Origin of the sequence: Neptunomonas japonica JAMM 1380 (genome assembly GCF_016592555.1) — a bacterium.
Taxonomy (GTDB): Bacteria; Pseudomonadota; Gammaproteobacteria; order Pseudomonadales; family Balneatricaceae; genus Neptunomonas; species Neptunomonas japonica_A.
Genome location: NZ_AP014546.1, coordinates 920,665 through 938,887, shown reverse-complemented (window position 1 = coordinate 938,887; position 18,223 = coordinate 920,665). Strand labels below are relative to the sequence as shown.

The following is an 18,223-nucleotide window of genomic DNA, read 5'->3' as shown; positions in this document are numbered from 1 at the left end:
CTAAATATTAACGAGAGCCCTTCTTAAACAAAACCACTTCTACAGTCTGAATCAATATATACATATCCAGAAAAATACTGTGGTTTTTAACGTAATACAGGTCATATTCAAGCTTCTGAATTGAGTCCTCATCCGAAGCTCCATAGGGATAGCAAAGCTGAGCCCACCCTGTAACGCCAGGACTTAATCTATGTCGTTCTTCATACAAGGAGTTCAAATGATTTAACCTTGTCACAAACTCAGGTCTTTCAGGCCTTGGACCTACTAGACTCATGTCACCAGACAATACATTCCATAACTGCGGTAACTCATCAAGTCTATATTTACGAATAAAATTACCGACTACGGTAACCCTAGTATCATTTTCCGTAGCCCAACGAGCTTTACCATCAGCTTCAGCATCTGTTCTCATGCTTCTGAATTTAATCACATCAAATGGGCGACCATTTCGACCCACCCGTTTCTGCCTATAAAGAATATCACCTGAGCCGAGGCTTTCAATATAAATAGCCAGTGCAGTCAACAACATAAATGGAGAGAACACCACTAACAACCCCAAACTAACCATCACATCAACTGTACGCTTTTTAAATGCACGAAACATATCAGGAGAAAAGCCTTTAGCAAATATAAGCCACCCAGGCTGCAACAAGTCTAATTGAATCAACCCCCTTTCGCGCTCAAAAAAGTCCAGCATGTCAATTACATCTATGCCGCTCATCCTGCAATCTAAAAGCTCTTTAACAGGAAATTTCACACGTCGATCGTCTAATGCGATGACAATTTCATCAATATCATTAGATACTGCGTAATTTCGAATACAATCACCGGGAGAAACAATTCTTTCTTTTGATACCACGCTTTCATCAGCTGGATTAAGCTGAATAAAGCCCAATAAATTCACCCCCCTCATATCCGCCTTACGGCGTAACTTATCAATATAAGAGGCTCTATCACCTGTGCCCAATACAAGAACACGACGTCGTAAAAGCTTCCCATCTACAAAGCTATAGAAAAGCGCTCTAACCAGCATCAACCCAGCAAGTGACACCAAAGCTGTCACAGGCAAAACCGCATAGCCGCCGTAAGTATATGGGAAAAAGTAGTTAATTATGATGGTCAGTGTAATACCAAACACAATAGCTACTACAATACGCGACAGCACACCAACTAAACACTGCCTTTGGCGAGTATCATACAAGCCCATTGCTGACAGACTTAGCGATAACAAAACGGCTGGCAATAGAACGCTGGCAGCTAACCCTGTCAGCGTTTGGCCAACACTGCTATCAGCAAAAGAAATATGGACTAAATAACTCCCCACCCCTAATAAAACAAACTCAAGCAGCGCAAGCAACAAAAACTGAGCATGCACATAGTGTCCAAATACTCTGAACTTCCCATGGCAAAAATGCAGCTTCACTCGTTTGGCCGACGCTCTTGACTCTTTTTTACCAGATAACGAATCAGATCTATCATAACGAGCATTTACTTTATCCATGAAACTTTCCTAATTTATAACAATTACACTGTGCATCGCATGTATTTTAATCAAAAGAAAACTAGCGCTATTAGTCAGAAGACTCTAATTCAGACTAGCTAATTCTTCACTACAAACTCTCTCACCTAGGCCGCATTGAAAACTAACAAGTCATCAACCACACTCTCTTGGCACACCTATTTTTACACTGATTATAAAAAAACTTTTATCAGATACTCTAGACTGCCGTTTTAGCACGAGCATAGAAATTATAGACACTATTTCTATGCACACACCTTTAATTACGATATTTCCTTACATTCCCCATAGGGAACTTACAAGCCACTTAGCAACTTACGAGCAACCCCCCGCCCTACAAAGGCAACGCCAGAATATTCCTCGCTAAGAATTTTTGTGAGTAAATTCTTAGCTTTAACCGCCTCACCAGTCTCCAAAAGCGTTTGCGCCAAATGCAACTGAATATCTAAATTACTGGAATCGAGAGCCAAAGCATTTAGAAATAAAGTTTTTGCTTTATCAAACTCTCCTTTTTTAAACAATATAGTACCAAGTGTATCTATAATTTTAGGGTTATCCGGTATCAACTCTAATGCTTTCTCTGCGTAACCTTCAGCCTTAGTTAACTCACCACGCTGCATTAGCAACCAAGACAAATTGTTATTAGCAACAGCGTTATTCGGTGTCAGTACCAATAAATTTGTGAATTGTTCAATGGCCCCATCAACTTGCTTATCTGCCAAATAATAACTAGCTAATACATTAGTATTTAGTACATCCTTGGGAAATCGATCCAACCAACCCGCAAGTGTAGATATAGCTTCAGAACGCTTATTCTGCTGCCATAACGAAGAAGCGAGCTGCACATTTACTTGACTGCTTTCTCGGGTCAAAAGCGTCTCTTTATATAATAAGGCTGCTTTATCAAACTGCTTGTCAGAAAAAGCTATTTGCGCTTCAAACTCTTTTAAGTACGAACTTTCTGGAGCAACCTTATACAAATGCTTAGATATCGATTGCGCCTCACTAACATCACCTTTTTTGAGAGCTGATCGACCTTTAATCAACAGCGCGCCAAAGTGGTCAGGCTCAAGCCTAAGCACTTTATCAACTGCATCAAGAGCAAGATCAAACTGATTTAGGTTTGTATATAATTGAGCCAATGCAAAGTATGGTGGCGTCTTTTCTGGTGAGATTTGAATAGCTTTTTTATAATGCTCAATAGCTTTTTCTTGCTGCCCCGCTCTTAGCCTTGCATTGCCTGACAATATATATAAATCCGAACTGTCCTGCCTTAAGACAAGTGCATCATCAATAACAGCCATCGCTTTCAAGGGCTGTTTACTCTTTAAATAAAACTCAGACAACACCATTCGTGGCCTTAAAGCATCAGGATGACTTCCAATAGCCAGCTCAAGCCTACGAGTAGCTTGCTCTACATCTCCTGACTTTTGATCCAAGATAGCCAACTCGATCAAAGAGCCTAAGTTTTCCGGGTGATATTGAATAACATTCTCATGCACTTTACTTATTTCACTATCACTAGCACCTTTACGCAACAAAAGAGACGCGAGGTTATGACTAGCGTTAGGGTTACCTGGTTCAACCACTAAAGCATTTAAGAAAGATTTTTCTGCTTTGTCATAATCTTTCATCATGACGTAGCTCAACCCTTCAAAAGTAGCGCCATTAGGGTTTTCAGGATGTTTTACGACCAAATTTTTAGCATGTTTAAGCGCGAAATCTGCTTGATTATTTTGCAAATAAGTCAAGATAAGTGCTGTTTCTGTTTGCAACGCATCAGGGGCTTTATCTAGCGCAATTAATAGCTCTGAAATTACAGCCTCACGATCCCCCTCTTGAGAGGCTATAGAAGCCTGCCCTAAATAAACTCTAGGGTCGTCACTATTTAAGCCTGCCGCCAGTTTTAGTAAACGTTTACCAAGCTCATTCTTGTTAGTTTTCAGTAATGCCAGACCGGTAGAAGTAAGCAACTGACTGTCACTTTCTTTGAAAGCGTCACCTTTAATCCCAGACAAACTTTTTGCGGCATCATCAACAAGATCTAGCTTAAGAGAAATAGCGGCTTTTAACTTTAATGAGTCTACGTGAGTGGGGTTACCTGCCAAGACTTTGTTTATCTGGCTTAATGCCGCTTCATACCTATTTAGCGAATAATATGATGCCGCCGCAATATATAGAATTTCAGGATCACCTTCTATTTGCTGCAAGCTAGCTTCTGCATGCTCAGTCGCGGCCTGATAGTTCTTATTAAAAAAGTCTATTTTTGCTTGTAATGCATTTGCTTCAGGGTGATTTACAGCCGTTGATAAAACCATTTTCAACTGCTGGCTTGCTAGATCAAACTGTTCATTGGCCATTAAAGCTTTTGCCAAAAGCAAATTAGCTATTCCAATCTGAGGCTGTATTTCAATAATCTTTTCAAAAGACTTTATAGCGGCAGGGTATTTTTTTTCAAGAAAAAGCAGGTTGCCTTGCAAAACCAGACCCTGAACATGATCCGGATCCATATTAAACAATTGCTCTAAATCTTTTTTTGCTAAATCTGGTTTAGAAAGGCTAGCCTGTAGCTGAGCTTTGGCAAACAACACTGTCGTATTGTTAGGGTCAAGCTCAGCAGCCTCAAGCAACAACCTATCTGCTTCGCCTGCTTCCCCATGGAATATTTTCACTTGCGCTTCTAATGCAAAAGCCTCAGCAATAAAAGCAGAAGACCATCCATCTTTTACAGATAAAACATTTTGTAATTTTTCAAATTTTCGATACTGAAGAAGGACTTTCGCAAGAGCTATGCTTATTTCAGGATTTTCAGGCTCCAAAAGATACGCATCACTAATCTCTTTCTCGGCAGCAGGTAAATTACCTAAACTTAAATAAATATTACCTAAAGCAAATCTAGCATTCGCATCACTTGGGTTATCTTGAAGAACGTTTTTCAAAGTAATAACGGCACTACGTGCCTTGCCTTGTTGTAAATACTCGTTTACATCCTGCATATACTCAGGCTCAACACTTGCTACAACATGAGAAACCGGCAAGGTAAGAAACCCACATAAAAACAACGAAACGATTGCTTTGCGCTTGAACTGGAAAACCGGCTTATTGTCCATCATCTTCAAAATCCATCTCCTAAATCACTACAATGTACTGACTATTGACACACGTTATGTGTTTTTATACCACGCATGCAAAAGAGCTAATGTTTTTGCACCACTAGATGCACATAGATGCGAGCCATCATAACACTGGAGTGATAGATTTTCGCTACCTAGTAGCTTCTTATACCTCACTAGCGTCTAACACAAACTCAATGTCAATCTTGTTGTTATGAGATGCCTTTCAATTAGCACATAATACTTGAGGCTATATAAATAAGGGCTGAATCAGTTTTAGCAATGCACTATGGTCACGCAAAAACCTAGTTTTCATCAAGAATTCTCTTAATGCGGCTATACATAATTTTCTGTAAAGGATTACGATTACCAAAAGGACGCCAGCTTTTCTTTAGTTTATTGAGATAAGCATCAAAATGCAGACCTCTTGGAGCAGACACAACATCCCCCCTACCCAACAGCAACTTGAGCACTTGCGTACAGGCAACTCCAGCACTAATTTCTATACCCATTGCGGTTGAAGGAACCTTTTCATTGAGAAAATTAACAGAACTCCTATCAACGAGATACTTCCTTTGTAGAACTGTCGGAGAAACCCCCATGATGAAATAAATAACCTGGTCCTCGAAACTCAAACCCTCTAAAGCAAAGTACTCTTCAAAGCTCATTTTCCCAGGTAAAAAAATTAAAAATGCAGTTCCCATCCCCATAGGGGCCGCTGTTATTGCTGGTATACCTAACTCATAGCATCGAGCAAAAACTTGTCGCCTAATATCTAAGGCAAAAATATCTAAACTATCGACATAAACGTCAACATCCTTTAAAAAGTCGTCCAAATTCTCGCAGGAAATACCTTTATCAAACAACTTAATATCAAGATCAGGGTTGATATCAAGAACCGCTTCACGCATCACAGAAGCTTTCGAATGCCCAACAGATTCTAAGGTAGCACCGTATTGCCTATTAAAATTGGGGTAGTCAAAGTCGTCCAAATCAGCAATAGTAAAAGAGCCAATACCAAGTCGTGTCAGTGTAATTAGATGACTACCTCCAACGCCACCCAAGCCCCCAATTGCAACCCGCTTATTTTTTAGTTGCAGCTGCTCTTCCTTAGTAACCCATCCTATATTCCTAGAAAAGGCTTGAGAATAATCAAACATGCTAAGCTCCTTTTAAAAACAGATTCTAGGTTGTTTCACCCAAAAAGCTAATATAAACCTAACACTTAGCCGCTACGATCGACCCAACCACTAAAGCCTGAATAACTTTACAGACGCTTTCCTTATTTGTATAAACTAATGTCGAGCAAAATTATCATCACACTAAGAAACTGACTAACCAACTAAAAACCGCCTTAAGCAACTATGTAAACAGGCATTTTCAAGCACTTAAGGTTGTAAATTTTACATACTACTTTTATCTAACACTATGGATGGTATGCTGCATGAAAGGCACATTAGCTAATAATTTTCAGGAATACTTCACTGTTAACCTAGCCTTCAATAATGAGCTTAAGAAAGAAAGTTTTCGCACACGATTTAATGTCTATTGCAGAGAGTTTAATTACGAACCTGCCGAGCACTTTCCTAATGAAGAAGAAACCGATGAGTTTGACTCTATCTCTCTGCACTGTCTCATTAAACACAAGGCTTCTGGAAAAACAGCTGGCTGCGTTCGACTCGTACCTACTAATGTTAATGACCCCCAATCACTGCTTCCTTTCGAAAAGCATTGCGGCGAAAGCCTCGATTCTGAATTTATAGACAGGCTTAATTTGGACCGAAATGAAATTTGCGAAATTTCCCGCTTAGCCGTGGATGGGGCCTTTAGACGGCGCGCCAACGAGACAACTGACAGATACGGAAATGCTCAACAGTTTCAATTCACTGATGAGGAACGAAGGTATTTTCCCTTAATAGCAGTTTCCGCATTTTTAGCCTCTACTTCACTTACCGCATTATCAGGACGCACAAGTGTTTTCGCTATGATGGAACCATTTCTACCTAGGCTATTAAAAAGATCAGGCATCGTATTTAAAAAAGCAGGCGAGGATATAGACTATCATGGAATAAGGGCTCCATATTTTATTAGAACTGAGTCTGCAGTCGAAAACATGAAGCCTGAACTCAAAGAACTATACAATGCTATTCACAACAGTATAAGCCAAGACTACGCAGCACATATAAAGGGCAGTCTGAGCAAATAAAGCAGCACCTAAAAACCAAATCAACATAACACTAATACCAAGTGCAAAATTTGCTTCTGCGACAGATTGTCCTACACTAATTTGTAAAGATTAAATACTTTATAAATTGTCATATTTTTGATGTATCGCTGCTGCCCCCAGTTAGCAGCACATTTGACAAACCTAGCGACGAATCAATGAGGCCAAGTGTGGATAACAACAATATTGAACGTCGACGTGCAGTTAGGTTACGTAGAAGCAACCTGATTGATAGCCTCGACAGTTGCGCAATTACTTTTAAGATAGCCCAATCAACAGAAGAAATTGAAAAAGCTTACGAACTAGTTTGGGACTCTTATGTCCAAGCAGGGCTTCAGAGCGACACCGGTGATAAGATACGTTTCACCAAATATCATTTATTACCCAATACGCGCATTCTGATTGCGGTTTATCATCCTGAACTAGACAAAGAAAAGCCAAACTTTTCTAAACTAGATGAAGGAAGCCTAATAATTGGAACACTGACTATCGTTACAGATTCTTCTTTAGGATTACCTATGGAGGAGATTTGCGGCAACAACATTAAACAATTACGAAAAGAAGGGCATCGCTTAATAGAAGTCACTTCATTAGCGATCAACCCTGATTATCGCAAGCATAATATTGCCATGTACCTTTACAAGCTAATGTTTGAATTTGTGAGGCATAAAAATGCAACTGATGTTGCCTGCTCTGTCACGAAGAAGCACTTAAGCTTCTACAGAAGAATGCTGTTATTCAGACCGATTGGTGAAGTGAAAAAATATGCAGCAGCGAACCAACTGGAAACACAATGTCATATTTTAAACATACCTGAAGCAGAATCTGCAGCTGAAAAAGTTTATAACTCGGACCACTTTGATGCTAATTTATTCACATTTTTCTTTACCGATACACCTGAGGCAGACCGCCTTAAAGGCGAAGGAGTAGCTCAAACTCCGGAGCAACTAAAGTACTTTTTATCTGAACGAACTCAGATGCTCAGCCAACTAGATGGGCCCACAATAAATTTATTGAGAGAAGAACACAAAAAATCTTCTTCTGTCTTTCCTTTCTGATTAAAGCAATTGGTGCTTTATAGGGAGCCACTTACATAATGAACACGTACTACGAAACAGCTGTTTGCAGAAACCTCGGTCTTGTAAACCCAGACGAACAACAAAAATTACTCTCAAGCCGCGTTGCTGTCGCCGGCTTAGGAGGACTTGGCGGAATAAACCTACTTACTTTAGTTAGAATGGGCATTGGTGCATTTAATATAGCTGACCTAGACGAGTTTTCTGCCGCTAATTCTAATAGACAAATTGGTGCAACGAGCAGTACTGTTGATCGCAAGAAAACAGAAGTCCTAGCTGAAATGGCTAAAGATATACACCCATCGCTATCCATGCAGGTTTTTAATGAAGGGGTTCAACCTGAAAACGTACACGCTTTTTTGAAAGACGTTGACGTAGTTGTTGATAGTATCGATTTTTTTCAAATGGAAGCAAGGCGCTTACTCCATAAAACTGCGAGAGAACTAAAAATTCCAGTTGTATTTTCAGCACCCCTTGGTTTCTCTGGGACATTACATGTATTCACAGCAGATTCCATGAGTTTTGATGAATACTTTGATATCAATGACGATATGGACAACTACACCAAACTAGTAGCGTTTGCAGTAGGCCTATGCCCTAGAGGCACTCATTGGAAATATATGGACTCATCAAAGGTTGATTTAACTTCACAATCAGGTCCATCCTTATCAAGCGCATGCAATATAGCATCCGGCTTACTCACTACAGAAGCCCTTTGCCTACTACTCAATAGAGACGAGAGACAAGTAAAGGCCGCTCCTCATTACACGCAATTCGACCCTTATCGCAGAATATACCGCACCGGGCGTCTTCATTTTGGTAATCGCGGGCCCATACAAAAGCTAAAAAGGTGGCTAGTAGCACGCCAGTTCAGAGATCAGGCCGACGCGCTGAATCAAAAGTAACACAATTGAAATGCAACAATTGACTCTAATAGAATTGGAGCCAATATTAAGCCGACACAAACATGTGCCGGCTTTTTACAACACCCCTTCACAGACATAAAAAAGCCCCAAAGAAAACTTCAGGGCTCTTTTACGATCTTACTTAGCAAGCAGAAAGGTAATACTTACCGCAGAACTTAAGCTGTTGCTTTAGCTTTACGTCTTGCAACACCACCCATACCTAATAAACCTAAACCAAACAACGCTAAAGCGCTTGGCTCTGGAACGTTAAATACCGCATCCAAAGAACCTACGATTGACTGTGTTCCAGAAACATTGAACTGGTCAAACTGCCCTGACTGGAAAGATACGTTGTAGAAAGGAACAGGAGCTGTAAAGAAGTCTTTACCTGCATCTGTTAGATTGAAATCAGTGTTAGTACCGAAGCTACCACAGTTTACACCAGGACCACATGTGCTAAGCGTAGGATCTAAAACACCCGCACCGCTTAATACTTCACCAGTAGCAAGCAAGATATCATCAGCTGTATTACCGGTTGCAGTCCACGCCAAGTCACCCGTTAACGGTGCTGTGTACGCATTATCTTTATCCGCATCGATTAACAGGTCTAGTGTTCCACCGCTGTTAAAAGAGAAGAGTGAACCACCAGCACCATTAGAAACGAAAGTACCGCTTGCTTGGAACAATCCGTACATGTCGTACGTGTTAGGACCAAAACCACCTACTTGACTCGCAATACCAGTACCATCATCAAAGAACTGACCCGCAGTCCAAAGAATAGATACATCAAATGTACCCGCACCAAAAGTAACGATCTCCTGATAACCACCTACAATACGGTCAGCAGTGAAAGTGTTTACTGCAGCGCCAGGCACTGAACTTTCAGTTATTTGAAAGTCCTCAAATGCCATTGCACTTGAGCTTAACAATACGCCTGCGGCTAGTGCTGCAGGATAAAACATTTTCTTAGCTGACTTAATCATTGTGTAGCTCCTTAATATTATGCGGGAGCCATCTAACTTGCTCCTTGTTAATACAGATAAAGCATACAGCGTGCCAACTATTTAAAACTCTTATTTATCAGACAATTACGGAATATAATATTTGAAAAAACATATAATTGTAAAAAAAACCTACACCCCGAATCATATTTACTTAGCTATGATCAATATTTCGCAGACTTATAAAGAAATAAAGGGCTATACCGATTAGTAATATTCACAGACCTCACAACCAAAATCAGCTTCACACATCCGAAATACAACCGATTAACGACAGAGCCTAAAATATGATAACTATACCACCCCCAACAAAAGAACAAACCAGCGGACATAAAAAAGCCCCGAAGAAAACTTCAGGGCTCTTTTACAATATTACTTAATACATAGAGAGTAATACTAACCGCGAAACTTAAGCTGCTGCTTTAGTTTTACGTCTTGCAACACCAGCCATACCCAACAAACCTAGACCAAACAGCGCTAAAACACTTGGCTCAGGAACATTAAATACAGCATCCAGAGAACCTACGATTGACTGCGTTCCAGAAACATTGAAGTTGTCAAACTGTCCTGATTGGAAAGATACGTTATAGAAAGGAATAGGAGCAGTAAAGAAATTTGCACCTGCAGCGGTAAGATTGAAATCTGTACTAGTACCGAAGCTACCACAGTTCACACCAGGGTTACATGTACTAAGCGTAGGATCTAAAACACCCGCACCGCTTAATACTTCGCCTGTAGCAAGCAAGATATCATCGGCTGTGTTACCGGTTGCAGCCCACGCCAAGTCACCCGTTAACGGTGCCGAGTAAGCATTATCTCTATCCGCATCAATCAAAAGATCTAATGTGCCACCACTGTTAAAGGTGAAAAGTGAACCACCAGTACCATTAGGAACAAATGTACCGCTTGCTTGGAACAATCCGTACATATCGTACGTGTTAGGACCAATCCCACCTACTTGACTTGCAACACCGACACCATCATCAAAGAACTGACCCGCAGTCCAAAGAATAGATACATCAAATGTACCTGCACCAAAAGTAACGATTTCCTGATAGCCACCCACAATACGGTCAGCAGTAAAAGTGTTTACTGCAGCGCCAGGAACTGAACTCTCAGTTACTTGAAAGTCTTCAAATGCCATTGCATTTGAGCTTAACAATACGCCTGCGGCTAGTGCTGCAGGATAAAACATCTTCTTAGCTGAATTAATCATTGCATGACTCCTTATTATTATGAAGGAGCCACCTAACCTTGCCCCTTGCTAGTATAGATAGAGCATGCTACGTGCCAATTATTAAAAAATCATATTTATCAGAAAGTTATAAAAATTGATTTTTCCAAAAAAGCTAAAGTGTAAAAAAAACCTACACCCACTCGCTGTAGAAGCAATTCTAAAACATAAGCAATACGACGCTTAGCCAGCTAATGAGCTAAGCAAAAAGCTGAGACCAACCGTTGATGCGAGAACTAGAGAACAAACAAATAGACACAAAAAAGCCCCAAAGAAAACTTCAGGGCTCTTTTACGACCTTACTTAACAAGTAGAGAGTAATACTTGCCGCAGAACTTAAGCTTTTGCTTTAGTTTTACGTCTTGCAACACCACCCATACCTAATAAACCTAAACCAAACAACGCTAAAGCGCTTGGCTCTGGAACGTTAAATACCGCATCCAAAGAACCTACGATTGACTGTGTTCCAGAAACATTGAACTGGTCAAACTGCCCTGACTGGAAAGATACGTTGTAGAAAGGAACAGGAGCTGTAAAGAAGTCTTTACCTGCATCTGTTAGATTGAAATCAGTGTTAGTACCGAAGCTACCACAGTTTACACCAGGACCACATGTGCTAAGCGTAGGATCTAAAACACCCGCACCGCTTAATACTTCACCAGTAGCAAGCAAGATGTCATCAGCTGTATTACCGGTTGCAGTCCACGCCAAGTCACCCGTTAACGGTGCTGTGTACGCATTATCTTTATCCGCATCGATTAACAGGTCTAGTGTTCCACCGCTGTTAAAAGAGAAGAGTGAACCACCAGCACCATTAGAAACGAAAGTACCGCTTGCCTGGAACAATCCGTACATGTCGTACGTGTTAGGACCAAAACCACCTACTTGACTCGCAATACCAGTACCATCATCAAAGAACTGACCCGCAGTCCAAAGAATAGATACATCAAATGTACCCGCACCAAAAGTAACGATCTCCTGATAACCACCTACAATACGGTCAGCAGTGAAAGTGTTTACTGCAGCGCCAGGCACTGAACTTTCAGTTATTTGAAAGTCCTCAAATGCCATTGCACTTGAGCTTAACAATACGCCTGCGGCTAGTGCTGCAGGATAAAACATTTTCTTAGCTGATTTCATCATTATATGGTTCCTTAAAATGTTATGAGGAGCCACTTAACCTGCCCCTTGCTTATCACCTAGTAAATGCACGTAATGGGCCAACTTTTAAAAAACAATGGTTATCAACCAGTTATATTAATCACATCCACACACACAAGCATGAATGTAAAAAAAACTGACAGCCACGCATCAGTCACAAGAATCAAAGCGAACCGAACAAGCTAAAACCAAAAAGCCATATCAAAAGATATGGCCAATAATAACTATACAGGTTGCTCGTATCACACAAGGAACAACTCATCAAAAAGAGCTACGCCCAACTATTTTGATAAAACACGTAAAAGCTCGTACAACCAAGTAGCACTCACCAACAAACAACCTCGCCCTCTACTTTATTGGAGCCAACCCCAATTCAACACCATACCTAGCATATTCAATATTTAATGCACTTGCTGTTTGTTGATCAATTTCTGACCGCAGGCTAGCACAGTTTGCAATAATGGACTTTAATTGCCGACTCTCCAAAGGCTTCACCTCAAGAGATTTCTGAAGCATCTCTTCAGCCTCATTTTCCCAGAAATCTCTCCACTCATCTTCTTCGAATAATGCTGCCGTACGCTTCTCCAGCAAGTCACGACCATTCTTTAAATGGGCAAAATGAGCCTGAACCACCGTACCATTACCAAATTTATAGCCAGAAAGCTGACCGAGAGCCTGAAAGCCTAAAAACCTACGATAGAAACCTATGTGCCTTTGAGTCAGTGAGGCAATGACTCCCGACACATTACTCCGAGAACAATACTCATAAGCCAAACGAAATAACTTCAAAAAGACACGCTTATCTTGCCCGTCTTGATTACAAACAAAACTGGTGATTTCTACTGTTTCCCCACCATTACGGCGCAGCTCAACAATATCTTTTTTACACACCTCTTCAGCCGGCAACCCAAAGCAGCTGTCATGCACTACAGTGAGAGTTCCAATAACTTTATCTTTATATTCCGGCTTCCCACCTTTATCACACAACTCAAATGACGAAGCGATAAACACTTTTGTCTTAGGTAAAAGGTGGTACTTAGTAATTCGCTTTCCGATACTATCCAACGGATGCAGACCTACCTTTGTATACCTCTGCCACACTAGCTCAAATGCCTGCATAAGCTCATCTTGCGTAGTAGCCAGCTTATAACGAACAGGAGGCTGCGAAATCTCAGATTTATGAAGAAGCGATATTTTAGACGGTTGAATAGACATTTTTAATTATTCTTTAAAGTCGTTATCGAGCCACCCTGCCCATGGGTACCAAAAGGTAAAGAAACAATATTCTCACAGGCATAGATAAATAATTTTTTACTGAAATGTAACATTTTCATATTCAAGCCTCATCACCTTAACATTCTTTTGCTCAGAAAATACTGACACTAGACAATTATGCAAGAGACATACCATTCAGCTATCCACTAAAAACCCTATGATTTCACAGGAAAACATTATTTAAAATGATTATATAAGTAAAAAAACAAAAAACGCCGTCTAAAAAAGCAGACAATTTATAAACAAAAACAAAGAAACCAATTAAAAACAAACAGTTATAGTGTCTCCTTTTTGATACTTCGCATACTAAAGATATATATATAAATTTGCATACTACATAATATTCATCTGTCTTTAAGTTTTTATAGTAAATATCGCTAACAAACAGAATAGATACTTATTTTTTAAAACAAGTGTTTGAAATATATAATGCAGTTTCACTCGACGCCTTTTCAATAAGATCATATACCAGCAGAAAACTAGCCGCATTCCCATAATACGGATCAGGAACTTCATTCGATGCAGGTTCTTCCATAAAAGACATAAGCGTTCTTATCTGACAATGCTCACTTCCAGAAGAATGCTCATTTAAAAACTGCAAAACACTATCATCCACGGCAACGATGTAATCATATTCGTCATAATCTTCCACTTTTACTTTTCTCGAACGAACCCGACTAATATCAACACCCTTTTCCTTAGCAACCTTAACAGCCCTCACATCAGGCTTACTTCCTGGCTGAGAAGCATATGTACCCGCAGAATCAACTCTTACCACCCCAGAAAGCCCCTGCTCAGCCAACGCCCTCTTTAAGACTCCCTCTAATATCGGTGAACGACATATATTTTCCATACACACCACCAGCACCGATACAGACGCAGACGGCTTCCCAAAAAACTTACGACACAATTCAGAAAGCAAAGTAACCTCTCAAAAAGCGAAACTAAATTAATGACTTTTCAACAGCTGATGCACAAACCTCACGGGTATTGCATAACTTATGCCTGAAGGGCGCTCCAATACCGACTCTTTCGTCCCTTTAACAAACACACTGTTAACCACCCCAACAACACGGCCACTGTTAACTTCGTAGACAGGGCTGCCGCTATTACCGGGATAAGCGATAGCGTCTAATTGATACACTTGAAGCGGGTTTCTCAACCGTTTTATCTGAGCAGATGTTAGCTGCTTAGATGACTGAGCAGGAATAACGATAGGCGTCACTGAGGCAATAATTCCCTTATGAGTAATGGGGTACATACCTAAAACCATACCAATAGGAAAACCAGTGAAAGCGACTTCACTACCCTCACGCAACCACTTGGTACTAGCAAGCTTCATTGCTGGCAATGCAGGCCCCTCAAACTCTAATAATGCAAGATCATGCTCAGGATCTGTACGAACAACCCTTGCAGCACGCGCTTTTGCCGCCTTTCCCCGCCCACTGAAAATAGCAAATGTTTCATTTTTAACTACATCTAATTCACGCGCAGTAATGACATGATAATTTGTCACAACTTGGCGTCCATTCCCAACAACAAAGCCTGTACCACTGTAGATTGCTTTTGGTTTATTGCCTGAAACACGCTTACTCGGATAAATACTACCTACTGCTACAATACTCCCTCTAATTTTATCAATTGTATCTGGCAATGCTGCACGCGAATTAAGGCTCCATACACCTAAACATAGGAAAATAAAGCACATTAAAAATTTTCTACTGAACATAACCCTTCCTTTGATATTATTCTTAAAAATCAGTATACAACCTGTAGAGTCAACATATACAGCCGAATGTAAAAAGCTATAATAGAGATTATCAAGGAATTATTCATACCGTTTCCGCTTATAAGGATGCAACATGCCAGAATTGCTATACGACCTAATTGAGAAGCAAGCTAATATCACTCCAACGGCAAATGCTTTGCTTCATAAAAATGAGGTCTTTACCTATTCTGATTTGAAGTTTCAAACAGACCAAACTTGCCAAAAACTTCTCAGCTTAAACACCTTGCCTGGCGAAAGAGTGGCTGTGTACCTTCCCAAGATACCTGAAACTGTATTTACTATTTTTGGCACAGCTCAGGCAGGTGGCGTATTTGTACCCGTCAACCCATTATTAAAGCCCCAGCAAGTTTCTTACATTCTCAAAGACTGCAATGTTCGCACGCTAGTTACATCATCTGACCGCCTCAAACTACTCAAAGACACACTGATTGATTGTCACGATCTTCGCTCTATTATATTGGTGGATAAAGGGGATATCCCTGAAAACCTCCTACCTCAAATAACTATTGTTCGCTGGCACTCACCTTGCGCTGAAGTAGAAACGAGAACGAGTGTGCGACTTATAGACACAGATATGGCGGCCATTCTTTATACCTCTGGCAGCACAGGCAACCCAAAAGGTGTCGTTTTATCGCATAGAAACATGCTTACAGGCGCACATAGCGTCTCCAGTTATTTAGAAAACACAGCACAAGACTGTTTATTAGCGGTACTGCCTTTTAGTTTTGATTACGGCCTTAGCCAATTAACGACAGCCTTTTCGGTTGGCGCCTCTGTGGTTTTAATGGATTACCTACTGCCAAGAGATGTTATTAAAGCAACCGCTCGTTTTCAGATAACAGGGCTGGCAGCAGTACCTCCTTTATGGAACCAGCTAGCAGAACTTGAGTGGCCAGAAGAAACTAAAAAATCTCTGCGTTACATAACCAATACTGGTGGCGCAATGCCCGTTGCAACCACCCACAAACTAGTCAAGTCACTCCCTACAACAGCTGTTTATTTAATGTATGGTTTAACCGAAGCATTTAGATCAACTTACCTACCACCAGAGCAAGTTGCCATTCGACCTGAATCCATGGGCAAGGCAATTCCTAATGCGGAAATACTCGTACTACGAGAAGATGGTACTGAATGTGCTCCTGGCGAGCCTGGCGAACTGGTGCATAGAGGCTCTCTTGTATCTATGGGATATTGGAATGATCCAGCAAAAACAGCTGAGCGCTTTAAAGCCATCCCCAACAGGCACCCTGAAATACCATTAACAGAGATAGCTGTATGGTCTGGTGATCAAGTTAAAAAAGATGAGGAAGGCTTTTTATATTTCATTAGCAGAAAAGATGAAATGATAAAAACATCTGGTTACCGAGTCAGCCCAACAGAGGTCGAAGAGGTTCTTTATAGCTCTAGCCTCATAAAAGAAGTAGTCGCTCTGGGAGTAGCACATCCACAATTAGGGCAGGCTATCCTGCTATTAGCAATTGCCGGCCCTGACTGCAATGAGCGGTCTCTAGTACAGTATTGCCAAAAAGAATTGCCTAATTTCATGCTACCTAAAAAAATCATATTTATAGATACTTTACCGCGAAACCAAAATGGCAAGATTGACCGAAAGACACTTGCTACCGAATATAAAGACATTTTCCAGGAGTCTGCATCTTAATGAAAGAAGTACCTAAGCATGCCAATATGGACTGGTTTCCGGTGATTGACAACCACCTTCACGCCGGCGGAATTTCTATAGAGCGCCTTGCTATACGTACAGGGAAAACACCTTTTTATGTTTATGATCGCAACATCATGACAAAAAAAGTTGAAACCTTACGCGAATCATTGCCTGAAGGGCTGCATCTACATTACGCAATGAAAGCAAACCCTATGCCTGCTGTAGTCCAACACCTTTCTCAATTAACCGATGGTATTGATGTCGCTTCAGTAGCAGAAATGCAAGTAGCATTAAACACAGGCATTGATCCACTCACCATTAGTTTTGCTGGTCCAGGAAAAACAGATAATGAGCTAAAATCAGCTGTCGCGGCTGGGATTATCATCAACATGGAATCTGAAGCTGAAATGGAGCGTATCGCCCAAATAGGTGATGCCATTTCTGCTCTTCCAAATGTATCTATTCGTGTTAATCCAGATTTTGAATTAAAAACATCTGGTATGAAAATGGGTGGCGGACCAAAGCCTTTTGGTGTTGATGCAGAACGTGTACCTGAAATGCTGAAACGCTGTGGACAACTGAACCTTAATTTCAAAGGTTTTCATATCTTTAGCGGCTCTCAAAACCTTCGTCCTGAAGCCATTATCGAAGCACAAACAAAAACATTTGCCTTAGCTTACCGATTAGCAGAGTTTGCTCCACAACCCATCACCTGGCTAAACATTGGTGGCGGCTTAGGAATCCCATATTTCCCAGGCGAAGCAACATTACCCCTAGATGACATTGCAGAAAACCTCAAGCCTTTGATAAAAGAAGCACAAGAACGCCTACCTGAAGCAGAAATTGTCATGGAGCTAGGCCGATACTTTGTAGGTGAGGCAGGGCTTTATATCAGTGAAGTTGTGGAATGCAAAGAATCTCGCGGAGAAAAATACGCGATCACTAACGGTGGGCTACATCACCATTTATCCGCTTCCGGTAACTTTGGGCAAATCATTCGCAAAAACTATCCGGTTTGCATCGCTAACCGCGTAACAAGCCAAACGACTGAAAAGGTTAGCATTGTGGGCCCTTTATGCACACCGTTAGATATTATCGCTGATAAAACAGTATTGCCTGAAGTATCTATAGGTGACTTGATAGCCGTTTACCAATCGGGGGCTTATGGCCTGAGCGCTAGCCCAAGGGACTTTCTAAGCCACCCTCATCCTGCAGAAATTTTGGTATAAGCAACTAAAAAAGATGTCATGAGTAAGCCCATAT

14 protein-coding genes are annotated in these 18,223 nt (G+C 40.8%); 5 read left to right on the top strand and 9 right to left on the bottom strand.

The features are described 5' to 3' along the window. Positions 1-7 precede the first annotated feature (7 nt). The 3 genes from NEJAP_RS04235 to NEJAP_RS04225 form a co-directional block, all read right to left on the bottom strand. Entirely contained in the window at positions 8-1,501 is a 1,494-nt protein-coding gene (locus NEJAP_RS04235; RefSeq protein WP_201349450.1) for a TIGR03013 family XrtA/PEP-CTERM system glycosyltransferase, read from the bottom strand. Between the two features lie 314 nt (positions 1,502-1,815). After that, positions 1,816-4,632, bottom strand: coding sequence for an XrtA/PEP-CTERM system TPR-repeat protein PrsT (gene prsT, locus NEJAP_RS04230; RefSeq protein ID WP_201349449.1), 2,817 nt, complete (start codon positions 4,630-4,632; stop codon positions 1,816-1,818). A gap of 305 nt (positions 4,633-4,937) precedes the next feature. Next, the gene (locus tag NEJAP_RS04225; protein WP_201349448.1) at positions 4,938-5,792 is read right to left on the bottom strand and encodes a ThiF family adenylyltransferase; all 855 of its coding nucleotides are present in this window, start codon (positions 5,790-5,792) and stop codon (positions 4,938-4,940) included. 284 nt (positions 5,793-6,076) lie between these two features. Here NEJAP_RS04225 and NEJAP_RS04220 point away from each other — a divergent pair, with 284 nt between their 5' ends. The 3 genes from NEJAP_RS04220 (at position 6,077) to NEJAP_RS04210 (ending at position 8,837) form a co-directional block, all read left to right on the top strand. Next, positions 6,077-6,838: a PEP-CTERM/exosortase system-associated acyltransferase gene (locus tag NEJAP_RS04220; protein WP_201349447.1), complete on the top strand. Its 762-nt coding sequence runs from the start codon at positions 6,077-6,079 to the stop codon at positions 6,836-6,838. 188 nt (positions 6,839-7,026) lie between these two features. Next, entirely contained in the window at positions 7,027-7,914 is an 888-nt protein-coding gene (locus NEJAP_RS04215; RefSeq protein WP_201349446.1) for a GNAT family N-acetyltransferase, read from the top strand. Between the two features lie 38 nt (positions 7,915-7,952). Next, positions 7,953-8,837 carry a ThiF family adenylyltransferase gene (locus NEJAP_RS04210; protein ID WP_201349445.1) on the top strand — a complete coding sequence of 295 codons (885 nt, stop codon included), beginning with the start codon at positions 7,953-7,955 and terminating at the stop codon, positions 8,835-8,837. Positions 8,838-9,013: 176 nt separating this feature from the next. On the opposite strand, the gene pepA (NEJAP_RS04205) is transcribed toward NEJAP_RS04210, so the two are convergent. The 6 genes from pepA (NEJAP_RS04205) to NEJAP_RS04180 form a co-directional block, all read right to left on the bottom strand. After that, complete coding sequence (pepA, locus tag NEJAP_RS04205; protein WP_201349444.1) at positions 9,014-9,820, bottom strand: flocculation-associated PEP-CTERM protein PepA; 807 nt, start codon at positions 9,818-9,820, stop codon at positions 9,014-9,016. A 427-nt stretch (positions 9,821-10,247) separates the two neighbouring features. Beyond that, positions 10,248-11,054 carry a flocculation-associated PEP-CTERM protein PepA gene (pepA, locus tag NEJAP_RS04200; RefSeq protein ID WP_201349443.1) on the bottom strand — a complete coding sequence of 269 codons (807 nt, stop codon included), beginning with the start codon at positions 11,052-11,054 and terminating at the stop codon, positions 10,248-10,250. Positions 11,055-11,408: 354 nt separating this feature from the next. Further along, a complete protein-coding gene (gene pepA / locus NEJAP_RS04195; RefSeq protein WP_201349442.1) occupies positions 11,409-12,215 on the bottom strand; it encodes a flocculation-associated PEP-CTERM protein PepA in 807 nt (268 codons plus the stop codon). 366 nt (positions 12,216-12,581) lie between these two features. After that, on the bottom strand, positions 12,582-13,448 hold the full coding sequence (locus tag NEJAP_RS04190; protein WP_201349441.1) for an N-acyl amino acid synthase FeeM domain-containing protein: 867 nt from the start codon (positions 13,446-13,448) through the stop codon (positions 12,582-12,584). Positions 13,449-13,905: 457 nt separating this feature from the next. After that, complete coding sequence (locus tag NEJAP_RS04185; protein WP_268927849.1) at positions 13,906-14,367, bottom strand: low molecular weight protein-tyrosine-phosphatase; 462 nt, start codon at positions 14,365-14,367, stop codon at positions 13,906-13,908. A 90-nt stretch (positions 14,368-14,457) separates the two neighbouring features. Then, positions 14,458-15,237 carry a S1 family peptidase gene (locus NEJAP_RS04180; RefSeq protein WP_201349439.1) on the bottom strand — a complete coding sequence of 260 codons (780 nt, stop codon included), beginning with the start codon at positions 15,235-15,237 and terminating at the stop codon, positions 14,458-14,460. A 133-nt stretch (positions 15,238-15,370) separates the two neighbouring features. Between NEJAP_RS04180 and NEJAP_RS04175 the strand changes: the two genes are divergently transcribed. Beyond that, positions 15,371-16,957, top strand: coding sequence for an acyl-CoA ligase (AMP-forming), exosortase A system-associated (locus NEJAP_RS04175; RefSeq protein ID WP_201349438.1), 1,587 nt, complete (start codon positions 15,371-15,373; stop codon positions 16,955-16,957). Beyond that, positions 16,957-18,189 (top strand): pyridoxal-dependent decarboxylase, exosortase A system-associated, encoded by a 1,233-nt coding sequence (locus NEJAP_RS04170; RefSeq protein ID WP_236591060.1) that lies wholly within the window; start codon positions 16,957-16,959, stop codon positions 18,187-18,189. The genes NEJAP_RS04175 and NEJAP_RS04170 overlap by 1 nt, the downstream gene beginning before the upstream one ends. Positions 18,190-18,223 lie beyond the last annotated feature (34 nt).

Excerpts from the sequence above, each read along its gene's own strand:
- NEJAP_RS04235 (WP_201349450.1), bottom strand. The coding sequence starts at position 1,501 with ATGGATAAAGTAAATGCTCGTTATGATAGATCTGATTCGTTATCTGGT.
- prsT (WP_201349449.1), bottom strand. The coding sequence starts at position 4,632 with ATGATGGACAATAAGCCGGTTTTCCAGTTCAAGCGCAAAGCAATCGTT.
- NEJAP_RS04225 (WP_201349448.1), bottom strand. The coding sequence starts at position 5,792 with ATGTTTGATTATTCTCAAGCCTTTTCTAGGAATATAGGATGGGTTACT.
- NEJAP_RS04220 (WP_201349447.1), top strand. The coding sequence starts at position 6,077 with ATGAAAGGCACATTAGCTAATAATTTTCAGGAATACTTCACTGTTAAC.
- NEJAP_RS04210 (WP_201349445.1), top strand. The coding sequence starts at position 7,953 with ATGAACACGTACTACGAAACAGCTGTTTGCAGAAACCTCGGTCTTGTA.
- pepA (WP_201349444.1), bottom strand. The coding sequence starts at position 9,820 with ATGATTAAGTCAGCTAAGAAAATGTTTTATCCTGCAGCACTAGCCGCA.
- pepA (WP_201349443.1), bottom strand. The coding sequence starts at position 11,054 with ATGATTAATTCAGCTAAGAAGATGTTTTATCCTGCAGCACTAGCCGCA.
- pepA (WP_201349442.1), bottom strand. The coding sequence starts at position 12,215 with ATGATGAAATCAGCTAAGAAAATGTTTTATCCTGCAGCACTAGCCGCA.
- NEJAP_RS04190 (WP_201349441.1), bottom strand. The coding sequence starts at position 13,448 with ATGTCTATTCAACCGTCTAAAATATCGCTTCTTCATAAATCTGAGATT.
- NEJAP_RS04180 (WP_201349439.1), bottom strand. The coding sequence starts at position 15,237 with ATGTTCAGTAGAAAATTTTTAATGTGCTTTATTTTCCTATGTTTAGGT.
- NEJAP_RS04175 (WP_201349438.1), top strand. The coding sequence starts at position 15,371 with ATGCCAGAATTGCTATACGACCTAATTGAGAAGCAAGCTAATATCACT.
- NEJAP_RS04170 (WP_236591060.1), top strand. The coding sequence starts at position 16,957 with ATGAAAGAAGTACCTAAGCATGCCAATATGGACTGGTTTCCGGTGATT.